Below are 14,577 nucleotides of genomic sequence, written 5' to 3' on the forward strand. Positions count from 1 at the left end.
TGAACGCCTTCCAGATCGCCTTCGAAGGCCGCCTGACCCCCACCAACCACTGAACGAGTTCAACAACCAAGATCAGCCGTTAACTGGACAGACCCTCTGGGTGATTTCGATGCCAAGTTATCCAGTGATGTCTGGGCCCGAGATGTGGGCGAAAGGGTCGGCACCATTCTGACGCTGTCCATGCAAAGTCGGATTTGCAGGATGGATTTGGGCTGCTTCATCCGGTGGACGGCGATTCGTTCAGCTGAAGCAGTCCTCGACACCGCGTCGGTCAGGTGTTACGGGTGAGTCGGATACTCAGTTCAGCGGCCTGTCGAATCTGTTCGTCGGTCAGTTTGAGTGGGCCGCTCGGGGTGCTTGCGGAATCGTCGTTCAACTGGAGCAGTATCTGCTTGCTGTTTGCTTGGGTGACCAGTTCGATCAGTCCGTTCGGACGTCGATCGTTGACCAGTACTGGCGCAGATGTCCCCGTTAGCGGACGAAACGAAGGATACAGCGCTGGCAGATCATCGTGTGCATTGATCGAGAAGGCGACGAACCCTACCCACGACGAACCCGAGTCGACATAGCATTGTCCGCCGTTGTCGATCGACTTCGTCAGGTCGTGGGTCTGACGGGTTCGGGCGTCTTACACCTGAAGGTCACCGACGATGAAGTCGGACAGCGGACCACACAGGTCACGCAGTGTATGAGCAGGCGCCGGTGCGGCAGTCGTGGAGGAGGAAAGAGTAGTCGGCGCGGAATCGGTGGCTGTACAAGCGGCGACAGCGGACACCGTGGTGAGCGCCAGAAGAATTCCGCTTACTTTTCCTATCATTTGCGATCCGAATTGACTGACCATGCATTGGTGCCGTCCAGCACGGTGGCATCGTCGTAGGTCAAACCAGGGGAGGTATCGTTGCGGTTGAGAACTGCGGGTGGCCATTTGTTATCCGGCAGCCCGTATTGTGTTTCGGTCACCGCGGCGATCCTATTGCCTTCGATCATCTGCGATAAAGAGTAAGCTTTGACGTCTGTGATGACGGAAACGAAAGTTCGAGCGAATTGCTCAGCGGAGTCCTGCTGGTATGCACGCAGCAGTTCCGGGCCCAAGTCGCGAGTATGCACGTGATTGTGTCAGTGCTGGGGCACGTTCACCTGAATCGGCAAGAAGCCGGAATCCAAACGCATCGACAGTATCGAGGATCGCGAAGCCGATGGAGATGGAGCACGGTTCACTGGTGGGACATCGGCGAGCTCGGGAACTATCGGTCGGTGGGCAGGCTCAGGCGGCGTAGTGGTCCTGGGCCTGATCTCCAGAGGTTCCTCGTCCCAGAACTCGTCGGGATCATCATAGTGATTGTGAAACCCTGTGCCCGCCATCAAAGTACCTTTCGATGCCGGGTCGCCCCGCACCTCGACACCGCACTGCTCACAATTGCACTCATCAATCCCCCGTCAGACCCCACAGGGGCCGGTGTTATCGCTACAGCGAGCCTGCCCGGGCCCGACAGGATTGTCAATCGGACCAACGCTATCCACGCCGGCTGAGCGCAGACCATGAACCAGTTCTGGTGCAGCAGGGCCAGGGATTGGTCAGACGATCCACCGGCCTGATTGGGAACTGGTTCTAGTTTCGGGCCGTCGACTAATCTGCAATGACGGTTCCGCGCCAATCCAGGCTGCAACAGCCCGATACCGATAGTGGCGTGGATTAGCTTGTCCAGCTGTGGAATCCATCTGTGGCCGGGTTTCTGGCTCATGGAAATCCGCGTTCCGTTGATGATGCTCGCATCCCGTGGAATCGTTCGAGAAGTGGCGGCAGCTCTGCTCGTCACGCTCGCCGCACCTTTGTGGATATATCTCCTTTTCGGCGGTATCGTCATGTTGGCGCCGCCGTTTATCGTCTATCTGGTGACCATCGCGGTGACTCGCGCGGTTCAGAGGTAGGCGTGTTCACCACATAGAACTCAGTCACGGTGCGCACGTTACAGACGCGCACCGACAACTGGCGTAAATGCTTGATTCACAACGAATTCGCGGAGTCGAATGATCGACTGGCCGGACCGCAAGGGCTGGGACGCACGCCGGATCATCGCCGCCGATGGCAGTGCGGCATCGGGGTTCACCGCTCCATCACCGCAGCCAGCGACGTCGCGACAGCGGCATCCGGCGAGTCGACCTCGATCGCCCCTTCGACGGCTCGCCCCTCGGCGTCGACAACCTTCCACCCACCGAGGCTGACAACAGGAACGTCACCACGCCGATTGGCCAACGCCAACTCCGACAGAGTGCCCCACGACCCACCGATGACGATCACAGCGTCGGCCGACGACACGAGTATCGCGTTGCGCGCCTCTCCCATACCGGTGTAGAGCACAGCCGACAGCCCCTCGCAGATCCTGGACCGGTCCGCGTCTGGCCGCACGCCGATCACCAGGCCGCTGGCACCCGATGCGCCCGCGGCGACCGCCGCCATGACGCCCGGCCCGCCGCCACACAGCACAGTCGCTCCGGCTTCGGCGAGCAGCCTACCGATTCGCCGGGCGTGCGCGGTCTCGGTCCCGGTGCAGTCCCGCGGCCCGCAGACGGCGACTTGGATAGGGGGCACAGCACTCCTGACCTTTCGTTTTCACCGCAAGGGATGGTGGTGAACAGGCTATTGCGCGGTCGGGCGCCACCGCGTCAGTACCGGGCATCCCACCGCGAACTCTTCGACATCGCGGACAGCCCTGCCCGCGACGAGGACGAGTTCGAACGAGTGGTCGGCGTGTCCGGTCATCGCCGCGATCATCTGCCGGGCGGTGGCCCGGATCGCCGACTTGTCGCCGGTCACCGTCCAGCGGTCCACGGCGGGCACGTGGATGAGCCACTGCGGGCCGCAGCAGTGCACTTTGACGTAGTACCGGCGCATGATCACGGCCTCCTCGTCCGGGCGGGCCCGCGTGGCGTCACTCGGTCCATGACAGGGCTTCGGTGAGGGTCACCGGAGGCGGGGGAGGAGTCGGCACCCCGCCTCCGGGACGTTCGGGTGTGGCGGCCCACATCCGCAGCGCGGCGGCGCAGCGCTCGAGTACGGGCAGCGGCACCGCCCTGTACGGGGCGCGCGGCCGAGGGAACGGAATCCGTTGCGGTAGTGCGTTGGTCATATGTCCTCCCATCGGTCGACTGGCGGGCGCATGCGGGGTCTCGCCGCGCCGATCACGCGATCAGTGGAGCACCGGATGCGGGCGGTGTGGAGGTTCCGGCGGAATCTCGCGACAGAAAGTGGCAAATGCCCTGGACACCTTCCAGCGACCCTGCACAATGGTCTCCACAAGGCTGAAACATCGCCTTCCGCAATATGTTTCGAGATATTCCAGTCAGCGGATGCGGGTATTCCACGGAAGGGAGCAAACAGTATGGGGGACGGGGATGAGAGCGTCGACGTCCGGCAGCTCAGGGCCGACATTCGCGGGACAGGGGGCGTTCCACACCGCAGCCTCGGGCGCTGCCTGCGGGGGATGAGACAGGAATCCGGGCTGTCCATCGAAGTGGCCGCGCGGGCGATCGGGCGTGGGGCGGGGACGTTGCATCGGTTGGAGACCGGTGCGCCGAATGTGGTCGTGCGGGAAGAGGATCTGCGGCGGCTGTGCAAGCTGTATCAGCGGGTGGATATGTTGCCGGTGTTGAAATCGTTGGCTGAGCAAGGGAGGACGCCGTCGTGGTTGGACGAGTTCCCTGATCAGGTGAATCCGACGTTCAATGCCTACATCCAGATGGAGGCGGCGGCCGCTCATCTCACGTTCTATCGGCCCGACATGGTGCCGGGACTGTTTCAGATCCCGGACTACGCCAGGGCACTGGATCGTGCCTACTTCCCGATGGATACCGCCGAGGAAATCGAGCGGCGGGTGCGTGTCCGGCGCAACCGGCAGGCGTTGATCACCCGCGATTTCGCCCCGCTGTCAGCGGTGCTCGTGTTGGATGAGGCGGCGATCAGGCGGGTCGTCGGCAGCCCAAGAATCATGGCGGCGCAACTGCGGCACCTGGCGGACCTGCCGCCGAACGTTCGGGCGCAGGTCGTTCCGTTCGGAGCCGGATTCCCACTGGGAACATCGACCGGCCCGTTCACGATCCTGGACTTCGCTGCTGATGGCGACGGTCGACCGCTGGAACCGCCGGTGGTCCATGTCCAGAGCTACACCGGCGACATCTACTTGGAGCGCCCCACCGCTGTTCGGAGGTACAAAGCTGGAATCGCTGTCTTGCGGCGGGTAGCGTTGGACGTGGTTAACAGCAAGCGTCTGCTGCGGCAATTGGCGAAGGAGTTCGACTGTGTTCGTTGATCTGTCCGGAGCACGCTGGTTCAAGAGCAGCCGTAGTTCGGCTGGTAGTGAGTGCGTCGAGGTCGCTCATCTGGACAGCGGGCACGTGGGTGTTCGTGACTCGAAGAATCCTGGCGGCGGGTTGCTGGTGTTCACGTCCTCGGAGTGGGATGCGTTTCTGGCTGGTGCGCGCGACGGGGAATACGACCGCCCCTGATCGGAGCGCCTCCAGGTGTCGATTTCCGCTGCCCGCAAGTGGGTGATGTGCACATTCTGACGAAGGCTGTTGGGCTGCAACTTGCGGGACCTATTCCGCAGGCGATTCGTCTGGTGTGAACGACATGGTCGACTCGCCAGCCGACCTAGGATTGCAGAGTCACCACGTGTCCCAGATGACCGAAAAGGATGACCCGGTGGCGAACTTCAACAACTTCGGTCGCAGCCCCAACCACATCGATTGGATCACCCCGCTCAGCACGGATCCGATCGCTGTGGATGGTCGGACCTATACAAGGGCATGCCGAGTACCCGCGCACTGACCCTAGTTCCGGCAACTTGCACCGCTCCGGATACAACCTCGCCGCAATCATGGCGGGATTCCCCGAGAATGCGATGCGATGAAGTCCGCATCCCAAGGGATCAGCCGCACCATTGGGATCGTCCTCGGGGGCATCGCATTGACCATCGTCGGTGTTGTCGTGCTCACGGTTGTGAAACTCGTGCCAGGACCCTTCTACGCCCGAACCGAGACCGAGAGGTCAGCAACTGCCCGCGGCCATTCGACCAGACAGGCGGCCGAACGGTGCAGGTTCCGAATCTCTACTCGGACACCCGCATACCCGACGACGTCTGGCCCGTCTATATCGAACGGACACGCGCGTTGGCCGCTGGTCTCGGCGCCAACAAACAGCAACAGACTGGCGAAGGACCCGGCACCGACGTGGGGCGGGGGGTCGACTTCTACAACCCTGACAACGGCACGAAGATTGGATCGGCAGCGACCGTGTGACGATCGTCTCCGGAACCGTCGGGTGTCACCTACATCGAGAACGGTTCAGCTCGTCGATCCCCTCAACCCGGTGATAGATGGAACCGGTCGAGGAGGCATGTAGACATCCTTACCAGCAGGAACCTGGCGTAGAGCCCGGCCATGTGTCGACTCAGAGAATGCCGATCAGCCCGGGACTTTCGGGGTGCTCAGGTCAGCCGGATTCGCCGGCGTCGCGCAGTTGCTCGCCCAGCAGCTCGGTGTGCCGCTGGTACTCGGTCGGGCTTATCTCGCGAACCTCGAACCCGGGCGTGTGCTCGAGGCCCTGCTTGTGGCGCAGCGTGGTCTCCCAGTGCTGGTCCAGGTAGGCGGGATCCTGCAACCGCCGCTGGGATTCGGCGACCAGGCGCGTGATCGCGTCGTCGCGGTCGCTGCCGGTCACCCACCAGTCCTCGCCCGGGTAGTAGGCGCGGACGACGCCGTCGGCCTGGGTGACGAACTGTGGCCGCTGGATGACGTGGGTGACCGGTTCAGGGCCGGGCTGGGGGTCCGGGTGCATAGAAGATCTCCCTCGATCCATCCTCGTTGTGGACATAGCAGACGTACTGCATCCCGGGGTGACCGACGATCGGCCCCGTATACATGCAGTCGATTGTCGCCGGAGCCGCGCCCGCCGGTGCGGCCATGACGACGGTCGGTTAGGTGGCCAGGATCCCCGTGGTCGCGACGATAGCCAGTGCTCGCATTCCCATGATGTTCCCCCTGTGACCAGAAATCGATGGACACAGAGTTGGACGCGCCCGGACCTCAGCCGGTTCCACTGTGCACCATCCGATTTCGTCGCCGGACTGACTGGTTGGGCTGCCGGTGTAGTGGGACCGTCATGACACAGGGGGCTGCGGCCTCGGTCATGGTGTTCGTTCAGACCCGGCGCAAGGGTCGAAGGGAGACCATGGATTCGGCTGTAGGGGCCGAGCGGTGGCTCTACGCCGCCGTAGGTGCGACTGCTCGGTCGCTACCGGAGCTCCACCCCGACGGCCAGCCATCGACCGTAGTGGTTCTCGAGGGAGACCAGTGTCGTCGTACGCACGATTTCGGGCCCGCCGTCGTTGTCACGGTTGCGCAGAGCGGCAGTGGTATGGACGAGAATGTCGGCGTTCACGCGGTTACCCGACACCGATCCGCATTCGATGGCGGTGACTCGGGACCTGACCTCGTTGGCTTCGAATTGTGCGCGCAGCGCCGGACGGGCGGACGCGAATTTCTCGTGGAATTCGCCCGTGCTGTTGTCGAGAACGCGCTGGGCGTAGGCCTCGAAGTCGGTGTAGTCGTAATTGCTGAGGACCGTACCGAATTCGCAGGCGGCCAGGCGAGCTTGTTCCGGCGCCTCCGCGGTAGCGGTCGCGGGGCCGAGCAGAACGGTCGCACCCGCCGTACACGAGATCATCAGCGCGGCAGACGTCGAGCGAGTCATGTGCGTATCCCCCCGGAGCGATTCCTGTCGGGCGCCCCAGTGGTCGCCACAGCGAACGATACCCAGATCGGGGTGGTCGGAGCCAATTCATCCGGACCACCCCGACCGAATGCCGTCTCCGTGGAATGTGGAATGAGGGCGGCACCATGCGATCCCGCCGTCGAACCGGCGCCGCACTACGGCCGCGTGCCGGTGGACCACAGCGTGCTCATCTCCACCCGCGACAGCCGCCACCCTTCGGCCTTGCGGACCGCGTCGAAGCGGTATACCTCGCCGAGGGTGAACTGCGGTTCGGGGGCGATGCGGCCGGGTGTCGCGGCGGCGGGGGTGAAGGTCGCGAGGAGGTTGGCGCGCACGTCGGCGGTGTCGCCGTGCAGATCGACGATCACATTGCTGATGTAGTGCTGAATCCGGTTGGCGTCGGAGTGGTTTCGGCTCGCCTGTGCGATGAGGGCGTCGCGGCCTTCGGCGATGCCGCCGGGGGTTTTCGCGGTGGCATCGGCGGTGTAGATGGTGCGCAGGTCGTCGAAGCGGCCTTCGTCGAGGGCGCGGCCGAGCCGGTCGACCAGGTGGGTGATCCGGTCGCGGTCGAGGAGTTCACGCAGTTCGCGCGATGCGGAGTCGTCGGTGGCGGTGGTCGAGCAGGCGACAGCGAGCATGGTCAGCGGGAGGGCGGTGGCGGCGAGGGCGAGGAGTTTTCTCATCGGACGAACCTTTCGACTTCATCGTTGGCCTATCCAACGTTGGTGAAGCCAACAATATCAAACGTGGGTGCGACCAACAAGTCTTGTAGGGTGGTCTCATGGAAATCGCCCACGACGGCGCCGCGGACAGGTTGCGCGCTCTGCCGACCAGGCTGGTCAATCAGGTGGCGATCGTCGCCGACCGCGCCACCGAGCGGGCGCTCGAGCACACGGGATCGCGCAGACATCACTACGCGCTGCTCACCACCCTGCGGGCGTTCGGGCCGGACAGTCAGGCCGAACTGGGGCGTCGCACCCGCATCGACCGCAGCGATATCGTCGCCGCCCTCAACGACCTCGCCGAGCGCGGCTTCATCGAACGCAGTCCCGACCCGGGCGACCGCCGCCGCAATATCGTCACCATCACCGGCGCGGGGGCCCGTCACCTCGACGAACTCGATCACCGTCTCGACGCCGCCCAGGACGATTTGCTGGCCGGACTCTCCGAGTCCCAGCGTTCGGAACTGGTCGTGCTGCTCACCCGGATCCTCGATCACCACGCGCGCGGCTGACACGCGCGCCGGTCGTGGCCATCAGCGCAGGCCCGGGGCTCGAATGCGGGAGGCCAGCCACTAAGCTGCTCGGAGTGAGTCTTGTACTGCTGCCCGCCGTCGATGTCGCCAATGGAGAGGCCGTGCGCCTCGTGCAGGGGGAGGCCGGTAGCGAAACCAGCTACGGTTCGCCCCGCGACGCGGCGCTGGCCTGGCAGGAGGCCGGCGCGGAATGGGTGCATCTGGTCGATCTGGACGCGGCCTTCGGACGCGGGTCGAACCGGGAGCTGCTGGCCGGGGTCGTCGGCGAACTCGACGTGAAGGTCGAATTGTCCGGCGGTATCCGCGATGACGAATCGTTGCGGGCCGCCCTCGCCACCGGCTGCGCCAGGGTGAATCTGGGCACCGCCGCGCTGGAGGATCCGGTGTGGTGCGCCAAGGCCATCGCCGAACACGGCGAGCGTGTCGCGGTCGGCCTCGACGTGCGGATCATCGACGGTGAGTACCGGTTGCGCGGTCGTGGCTGGGTGAGCGACGGCGGCGACCTGTGGGAGGTGCTCGAGCGGCTGGAACGTGACGGCTGCTCGCGCTACGTCGTCACCGACGTGACCAAGGACGGCACCCTGACCGGCCCCAACCTGGAGTTGCTGCGCGAGGTCTGCGCTGCGACCGAGGCGCCCGTCATCGCCTCCGGCGGCGTGTCGACCGTCGAGGATTTGGTCGCCATCGCCGGGCTGGTATCCGATGGCGTCGAGGGGTCGATCGTCGGCAAGGCGCTCTACGCGGGCCGGTTCACGCTGCCCGAGGCACTGGCCGCGGTGCGCTGACCGCGCGATGACAGCCGACCCGATCGCCGCGCTCCCCGCCCTGCTCGCCACCGCGAGTGAAATCCTCGACGCGGCGGCCCCGCGCTTCGTCGAGGGTATCGGCGCGCCGAGCGCGGTGAGCAAGGGCGGCAACGATTTCGCGACCGAACTCGATCTGGAATTGGAGCGCACCGTCTCCGCCGAGTTGGAGCGGCGAACCGGAATCGAGGTGCACGGCGAGGAATACGGCGGTCCGCAGCTGACCTCGGGCACCGCCTGGGTGCTCGACCCGATCGACGGCACCTTCAATTACTCGTCGGGACATCCGCTTTCGGGCATCCTGCTCGCGCTGGTGCACGAGGGCGAGCCGGTACTCGGGCTGACCTGGTTGCCGGTACTCGGCAGGCGCTACGCCGCGGCCCTCGGGGGCCCGGTGCTGCTCAACGGCGTCGAATTGCCGCCGCTGCCGCACGGCAGACTCGCGGAGGCGATGATCGGTTTCGGCGCCTTCAATGTCGACGCCGCAGGCCGGATTCCCGGCCGCTTCCGCTTCGACCTGCTCGGACCGCTGAGTCGACTCTCCTCGCGGGTGCGCATGCACGGGTCCACCGGCATCGACCTGGCCTTCACCGCGTCGGGAGTGCTGGGCGGGGCCATCGTCTTCGGACATCACCCGTGGGACAACGCGGCCGGTGTCGTACTGGTCCGCGCGGCGGGTGGCGTGGTGACCGACCTGTCGGGGGAGCCGTGGCATATCACCTCGGGGTCGGTGCTGGCCGCCGCGCCGGGGGTGCACGAAGAACTGCTCGACATGATCTGCACGGTCAGCACGACATGAGTGGTCCGAGCCGGGACAGGCGACGTGGCTGCCACGTCGAGTCCCGATCGCGCCGAATCGAACGAATGCGAAGGGTGAGGCAATGACGTTGGCGGTACGCGTGATTCCGTGTCTGGATGTGGACGCGGGCCGGGTGGTCAAGGGCGTCAATTTCGAGAATCTGCGGGACGCGGGCGATCCCGTGGCACTCGCCGCACTCTACGACGCCCAGGGCGCGGACGAGTTGACCTTCCTCGACGTCTCCGCCTCCACCGGCGACCGCGGCACCATGATCGATGTCGTCACCCGTACGGCGGAGCAGATCTTCATTCCGCTCACCGTCGGCGGCGGCGTGCGCACCGTGGAGGACGTGGACCGGCTGCTGCGCGCGGGAGCGGACAAGGTGTCGGTCAATACCGCGGCCATCGCCAGGCCCGAGGTGCTGCACGAGATGTCGCAACGGTTCGGTTCGCAGTGCATCGTGCTGTCCGTCGATGCCCGCACCGTGCCCGACGGTCAGCCCGACACCCCCTCCGGCTGGGAGGTCACCACCCACGGCGGCAAACGCGGCACCGGCATCGATGCCGTCGAATGGGCCGTACGCGGGGCCGAACTCGGTGTCGGTGAGATCCTGCTCAACTCGATGGACGCCGACGGCACCAAGGAGGGTTTCGACCTGCCGATGATCCGTGCCGTGCGCGCCGCCGTCACGGTTCCCGTCATCGCCAGCGGTGGCGCAGGCGCGGTCGGTCATTTCGCCCCCGCGGTCAAGGCGGGCGCGGACGCGGTGCTCGCGGCCAGCGTTTTCCATTTCGGCGACCTCACCATCGGCGAGGTCAAGGAGTCCATGCGCGCGGAGTCGATCATCGTCCGTTGAGCTCGGCCGGACGGCCTGATCCCCACAACGCGAAGCGCCGGCCCACCCGGGCACTCGGGTGGGCCGGCGCGGCCTGATGGTCGGGATGTCTACTTCGCGGGCGCGGGAACGGCGGGATCCTTGCAGTACGGCAGGTCGGCCGGGCAGGGGGCCAGAATGGTGGAGAAGTACTGGAAGGCCGCGAACAGCGCGAGCGGACCGCCCACGGTGATCAGGCCGATCATGGAGCCGACCGCGCCGAAGGTGGCCGCGCCCAGGACACAGCCCGCGATGGTGGCACCGACGAAGGGCAGCAGCAGGGCGATGACCGGGCTCGCGATCGCGGCGCCGCCCGCCGCGCCCAACAGGCAGCCGACACCGCCGCCGAGTACGGCGCCGACGATCGCGCTGATGGCGCCGCCGATGGTGACGCGCTGCGTGAATGCGCCGAGGGCGGTCAGATCACGCGGGTTGAAGGATTCGGCGACCTGCTCGACGGTGATGACCTGGTTCTGCGAGACCGGTTCGACCGGCGCGCCGCCTTCCCTGGACGGGGTCAGGGTCGCGGTGCGTCCGTCGATATTCGCCGCGATCGGGTAGGCGACGGCGTCCATCCGGTAGACCAGCGGCACGGCCGCGACCGGGGTGTCGCGGTCATCGGTGATGACGAGTTGATCGGCGACCACGCGCAGTTTGCCCTGGTCGAGGGTGACGACCGCCGAATCCCCTTGGCGGCTGACCTCGTAGGAGATGTCCTGCTGCTCGGGGACGGGAGCGGCGTGGCCCGCGCCCGCGCTGACGCCGAGGGTGACCGCCGCCACCGCGGCCGTCATGATGGAACTGCGAAACTTCATGTTCTTCCTCATCTATCGGTTTCTTCGGGTCGGGCTGCGGCGCTGGACTGCGCCGCGGCGCGAAGCGTTGGGCATCTCAGTTATTGGTGCGGATCACATCGCCGTTCAGAACCCAGCGGTCCCCCTCGAACTTCTGGATGCGCATGGCCTCCATCGGGAACGCGTCGCCGGGGCCGGTTTTCAGCGTGATACCGGGCAGCAGCAGGTCGATGCTCACGTCGTTCAGCGCGCGCGCCGAGTCCCGAAGACCCTCGCGGGTCTTGCATTTCGCCGCTTCGAAGGTCTTGTGGAAGCTCTCCGCGACAGCCCAGCCCGAGGTGGTGTACTGGTTGGTCGGGTCGGCGCCGGGCGCGTACTGGGCGAGCTTGTCCCGGTAGAGGCGCACCGCGGAATCATTGGCGAACTGCGGATCGGCCGGGTCCTTGAGGAACGCCGCCGAGACGATGCCCTGGACGTTGTCGAGTCCGACCGGCTTCAGCGTGGTCATCGGGTTGGAGACCACGGTGAGGATGTGAATCGGATTCCAATCGATATTGCGCGCGTCGGCGGCCAGCGTCTGCGCCGCGAACTTCGGTGTCGCGAAGTTCAGCAGCACATCGGCTTTGGAGTTCGCGAGGTTGCGCAGCTGGGGTTCGACGGTGGGGTCGGTGACCTCGTAGCTCTGCTCGGCCACGATCGAGACGCCGCTGCCCGCGACGCCCTTGTTGAAACTGCTCAGCAGATCCTTGCCGAAGTCGTCGTTCTGGTAGAGGACGGCGACTTTCGCGTCCGGCTTCTGCTGGCGCACGTACTGGGCGAAGACCCGGCCTTCGGCGAGGTAGCTCGGTTGCCAGCCGATGGTCCACGGGTGCGCGGTATCGGCGCCCCACTGCGTCGCGCCGCCCGCGACGAAGATCTGCGGCACCTGGCGCTGGTTGAGGTAGTCCCAGACCGCCGACGAGGTCGGGGTGCCCAGGGTCTGGAAGACGGCGAAGACCTGGTCCTGTTCGACGAGACGCCGGACCTCCTCGACGGTTTTCGGCGGCTGGTAGCCGTCGTCGCGCACCAGGTACTCGACCTTGCGGCCGTCGATGCCGCCCTTTTCGGCGTTGATGTAGTCGAAGTAGGCCCGAATGCCCTTGGGCAGTTCGGCATACGCGGACGCGGGGCCGGAGAGGGGGTAGGCGCCGCCGATCTTGATACTGGTATCGGTGATGCCGGTCGTCTGCTGTCCCTGGCAGTCACCCTGGCCGACGGTTCCGCCGCCGTCCTCGTCCCGGCCTCCGCAGGCCGTGGTCGCGAACAGCACGGCCGCGGCCAGACTTATCAGGCGAATCGCTTTAGTGCGCATTGGTATTCCCTTTCCGAAGGATCGGCCGGCCGAGCCGACGCGCCGCCCGGCCGGCCAGGCCGGCCAATCCGTTCGGCGCGAGGTACATGACCGCGATGATCAGCAGTCCGAAGATGACGCTCGGTGCGGCCTGGTTGATGTCCTGGGCGAAATTCGGCACGTACATGACGAACAGTCCGCCCAGCACCGGTCCCCACTGGGTGCCGAGACCGCCGACGACCAGTCCGGCCAGCAGCGTGATCGACAAGGTGACCGCGAAGGAGTCCGGTGAGACGTAGGCGATCACCCAGGTGTAGACGCAGCCCGCCACCCCGGCGAGGGTCGCGCTCCAGGCGAAGGCGAGCGTCTTGTAGTGCGCGAGCCGGACGCCGAGTACTTCGGCGGCGATCTCGTTGTCGCGGATGGCATGCACGGCGCGTCCGACCCGCGACCGCAACACCCCGGCGACCAGCAGGAAGCAGATCAGAGTCGTGGCGAGGGCGAGGAAATACAGCCACTGGTCCTCGGCCAGCCCGGTCCACGCGGGCGGCTTCGGTTTGGGCAGGGTCAGCCCCATGGATCCGCCGGTGATGTCGTCGAATCTCTTGAGCAGCGGCACCGTGAAGATGGCGATGGCGAGGGTCACGAGAGCGAGGTAGAGCCCGCGCAGCCGCAGCACCGGGATGCCGAGCGCGAATCCGATGACGAAGGTCACCGCGGCGGCGATCGGCAGGGTCGCCGGATACGGGGTGTCCCAGCGATCCATCAGCACCGCGGCGGTGTACGCGCCGAGCGCGAAGAAGGCACCGTGGCCGAGCGAGATCTGGCCGGTGTGGCCGACCACCAGATTCAGCCCGAGCAACGCGATCGCGTAGATCATGGCCATGGCCAACTGGAAGGTGCGGAACGGGGCGAGTTCGAACGGCGCGTAGCAGGCGATACCGACGACAACGGCGACGAGCAGCCAGTGCCACCGCGCGGCGGTGAGTCGGCGCACCGGCGAGATCGGCTCCGGCGTCGCGGGTCGAGCGGGGGCGGCGGCAGCGGGGGTTTCGCTGCGGGAGACGGCGGTCATACCCGTTCCACCGCCGCGTGGCCGAACAGGCCGTTCGGCCGGAACAGGAGTACGCCGAGGATGATGACCAGCGGCACACCGACTTTGAGTTCGGTGCCGATGACGTCCACGTACGCGCCGGTCAGCGTTTCCGCGATCCCGACGATGAGCCCGCCTGCGACCGCGCCGCCGGGACTGTCGAATCCGCCGAGTGTCGCGGCGGCGAAAGCGTAGATGAGAACCCCGCCCATCATGTTGGGCTCGAGGAAGAGCAGCGGCGCCGACAGCACCCCCGATACCGCGCCGACCAGTGCGGCCAGCCCCCAGCCGAGGGCGAGCACGGTGCCGACCCTGATGCCGACGAGCCTGGCCGACTGGGGATTACACGCGACCGCCCGCATGGCGAGTCCGATCTTGGTGTATCGGAACAGCAGGTACAGCAGTGCCATGACCACGGCGACGACGGCCACCACGCCGAGGCTGTTGTATCCCGCGGTGACCCCGCCCGCGCGCAACGCGCCCTCCGGGAACGGATTCGGGAACGATTTCACCTGGTACGACCAGATCCAGCCCGCCGCGGCATTGATGAAGAAGTACAGCCCCACCGTGACGATCACCAGCGTCAATTCGGGCGCGCCCTCCACCGGGCGGATGACCACCCGCTCGATCAGCATGCCGCCGACGAAGGAGATGGCCAGCGTGGCGGGCAGCGCGAGCCAGAAGGGCATGCCCGACTCGATGAACTGCCACGCGAGGAAGGCCGAGAACATGGCCAGTTCCCCCTGGGCGAAGTTCACGATGCCGGTGAACCGGTAGATGAGGACCAGGGCGAGCGCGAGTCCGGCGTAGAGGGCGCCCGCGGTGATTCCCTCGATGAGTTGCTGTAGGAATCCGGCCAT

The 14,577-nt window shown here is 65.9% G+C and carries 18 protein-coding genes; 7 read left to right on the plus strand and 11 right to left on the minus strand.

Annotation, left to right across the window (positions count from 1 at the left end; all coding sequences use genetic code 11):
- Window positions 1-813 precede the first annotated feature (813 nt).
- The 4 genes from ABZS43_RS33435 to ABZS43_RS33450 form a co-directional block, all read right to left on the minus strand.
- Entirely contained in the window at window positions 814-960 is a 147-nt protein-coding gene (locus ABZS43_RS33435; protein WP_355040000.1) for a hypothetical protein, read from the minus strand.
- 1,144 nt (window positions 961-2,104) lie between these two features.
- Window positions 2,105-2,590: a dethiobiotin synthetase gene (locus ABZS43_RS33440; RefSeq protein WP_355040001.1), complete on the minus strand. Its 486-nt coding sequence runs from the start codon at window positions 2,588-2,590 to the stop codon at window positions 2,105-2,107.
- Window positions 2,591-2,638: 48 nt separating this feature from the next.
- On the minus strand, window positions 2,639-2,899 hold the full coding sequence (locus ABZS43_RS33445; RefSeq protein ID WP_355040002.1) for a hypothetical protein: 261 nt from the start codon (window positions 2,897-2,899) through the stop codon (window positions 2,639-2,641).
- 31 nt (window positions 2,900-2,930) lie between these two features.
- Window positions 2,931-3,128, minus strand: a complete 198-nt coding sequence (locus ABZS43_RS33450) for a hypothetical protein (RefSeq protein WP_355040003.1) — start codon at window positions 3,126-3,128, stop codon at window positions 2,931-2,933.
- Between the two features lie 345 nt (window positions 3,129-3,473).
- Between ABZS43_RS33450 and ABZS43_RS33455 the strand changes: the two genes are divergently transcribed.
- The 3 genes from ABZS43_RS33455 to ABZS43_RS33465 all read left to right on the plus strand — a co-directional run bounded on the left by ABZS43_RS33455 (window position 3,474) and on the right by ABZS43_RS33465 (window position 5,295).
- A complete protein-coding gene (locus ABZS43_RS33455) occupies window positions 3,474-4,307 on the plus strand; it encodes a helix-turn-helix transcriptional regulator (RefSeq protein WP_355040035.1) in 834 nt (277 codons plus the stop codon).
- Entirely contained in the window at window positions 4,297-4,503 is a 207-nt protein-coding gene (locus ABZS43_RS33460; protein WP_355040004.1) for a DUF397 domain-containing protein, read from the plus strand. Before ABZS43_RS33455 ends, ABZS43_RS33460 begins: the two co-directional genes overlap by 11 nt.
- 390 nt (window positions 4,504-4,893) lie before the next feature.
- Window positions 4,894-5,295 (plus strand): LppA family lipoprotein, encoded by a 402-nt coding sequence (locus ABZS43_RS33465; protein WP_355040005.1) that lies wholly within the window; start codon window positions 4,894-4,896, stop codon window positions 5,293-5,295.
- A gap of 193 nt (window positions 5,296-5,488) precedes the next feature.
- On the opposite strand, the gene ABZS43_RS33470 is transcribed toward ABZS43_RS33465, so the two are convergent.
- The 3 genes from ABZS43_RS33470 to ABZS43_RS33480 all read right to left on the minus strand — a co-directional run bounded on the left by ABZS43_RS33470 (window position 5,489) and on the right by ABZS43_RS33480 (window position 7,452).
- The gene (locus ABZS43_RS33470; protein ID WP_355040006.1) at window positions 5,489-5,833 is read right to left on the minus strand and encodes a hypothetical protein; all 345 of its coding nucleotides are present in this window, start codon (window positions 5,831-5,833) and stop codon (window positions 5,489-5,491) included.
- Between the two features lie 456 nt (window positions 5,834-6,289).
- Window positions 6,290-6,748: a hypothetical protein gene (locus ABZS43_RS33475; RefSeq protein ID WP_355040007.1), complete on the minus strand. Its 459-nt coding sequence runs from the start codon at window positions 6,746-6,748 to the stop codon at window positions 6,290-6,292.
- A gap of 176 nt (window positions 6,749-6,924) precedes the next feature.
- Window positions 6,925-7,452, minus strand: a complete 528-nt coding sequence (locus tag ABZS43_RS33480) for a nuclear transport factor 2 family protein (protein WP_355040008.1) — start codon at window positions 7,450-7,452, stop codon at window positions 6,925-6,927.
- 98 nt (window positions 7,453-7,550) lie between these two features.
- Here ABZS43_RS33480 and ABZS43_RS33485 point away from each other — a divergent pair, with 98 nt between their 5' ends.
- The 4 genes from ABZS43_RS33485 to hisF all read left to right on the plus strand — a co-directional run bounded on the left by ABZS43_RS33485 (window position 7,551) and on the right by hisF (window position 10,482).
- Window positions 7,551-8,003 (plus strand): MarR family transcriptional regulator, encoded by a 453-nt coding sequence (locus ABZS43_RS33485; RefSeq protein WP_355040009.1) that lies wholly within the window; start codon window positions 7,551-7,553, stop codon window positions 8,001-8,003.
- Between the two features lie 74 nt (window positions 8,004-8,077).
- Window positions 8,078-8,809: a bifunctional 1-(5-phosphoribosyl)-5-((5-phosphoribosylamino)methylideneamino)imidazole-4-carboxamide isomerase/phosphoribosylanthranilate isomerase PriA gene (priA, locus tag ABZS43_RS33490; protein WP_355040010.1), complete on the plus strand. Its 732-nt coding sequence runs from the start codon at window positions 8,078-8,080 to the stop codon at window positions 8,807-8,809.
- Between the two features lie 7 nt (window positions 8,810-8,816).
- Complete coding sequence (locus ABZS43_RS33495) at window positions 8,817-9,626, plus strand: inositol monophosphatase (protein WP_355040011.1); 810 nt, start codon at window positions 8,817-8,819, stop codon at window positions 9,624-9,626.
- An 82-nt stretch (window positions 9,627-9,708) separates the two neighbouring features.
- The gene (hisF, locus tag ABZS43_RS33500; protein ID WP_355040012.1) at window positions 9,709-10,482 is read left to right on the plus strand and encodes an imidazole glycerol phosphate synthase subunit HisF; all 774 of its coding nucleotides are present in this window, start codon (window positions 9,709-9,711) and stop codon (window positions 10,480-10,482) included.
- 89 nt (window positions 10,483-10,571) lie between these two features.
- Here hisF and ABZS43_RS33505 read toward each other — a convergent pair whose 3' ends face one another.
- The 4 genes from ABZS43_RS33505 to ABZS43_RS33520 form a co-directional block, all read right to left on the minus strand.
- Entirely contained in the window at window positions 10,572-11,315 is a 744-nt protein-coding gene (locus ABZS43_RS33505; protein ID WP_355040013.1) for a hypothetical protein, read from the minus strand.
- Between the two features lie 76 nt (window positions 11,316-11,391).
- On the minus strand, window positions 11,392-12,645 hold the full coding sequence (locus ABZS43_RS33510) for an ABC transporter substrate-binding protein (RefSeq protein WP_355040014.1): 1,254 nt from the start codon (window positions 12,643-12,645) through the stop codon (window positions 11,392-11,394).
- Window positions 12,635-13,699, minus strand: a complete 1,065-nt coding sequence (locus tag ABZS43_RS33515) for a branched-chain amino acid ABC transporter permease (RefSeq protein ID WP_355040015.1) — start codon at window positions 13,697-13,699, stop codon at window positions 12,635-12,637. Before ABZS43_RS33515 ends, ABZS43_RS33510 begins: the two co-directional genes overlap by 11 nt.
- On the minus strand, window positions 13,696-14,577 hold the full coding sequence (locus tag ABZS43_RS33520) for a branched-chain amino acid ABC transporter permease (RefSeq protein ID WP_355040016.1): 882 nt from the start codon (window positions 14,575-14,577) through the stop codon (window positions 13,696-13,698). Before ABZS43_RS33520 ends, ABZS43_RS33515 begins: the two co-directional genes overlap by 4 nt.

This window comes from Nocardia sp. NPDC005366 (genome assembly GCF_040606855.1).
GTDB lineage: Bacteria > Actinomycetota > Actinomycetes > Mycobacteriales > Mycobacteriaceae > Nocardia.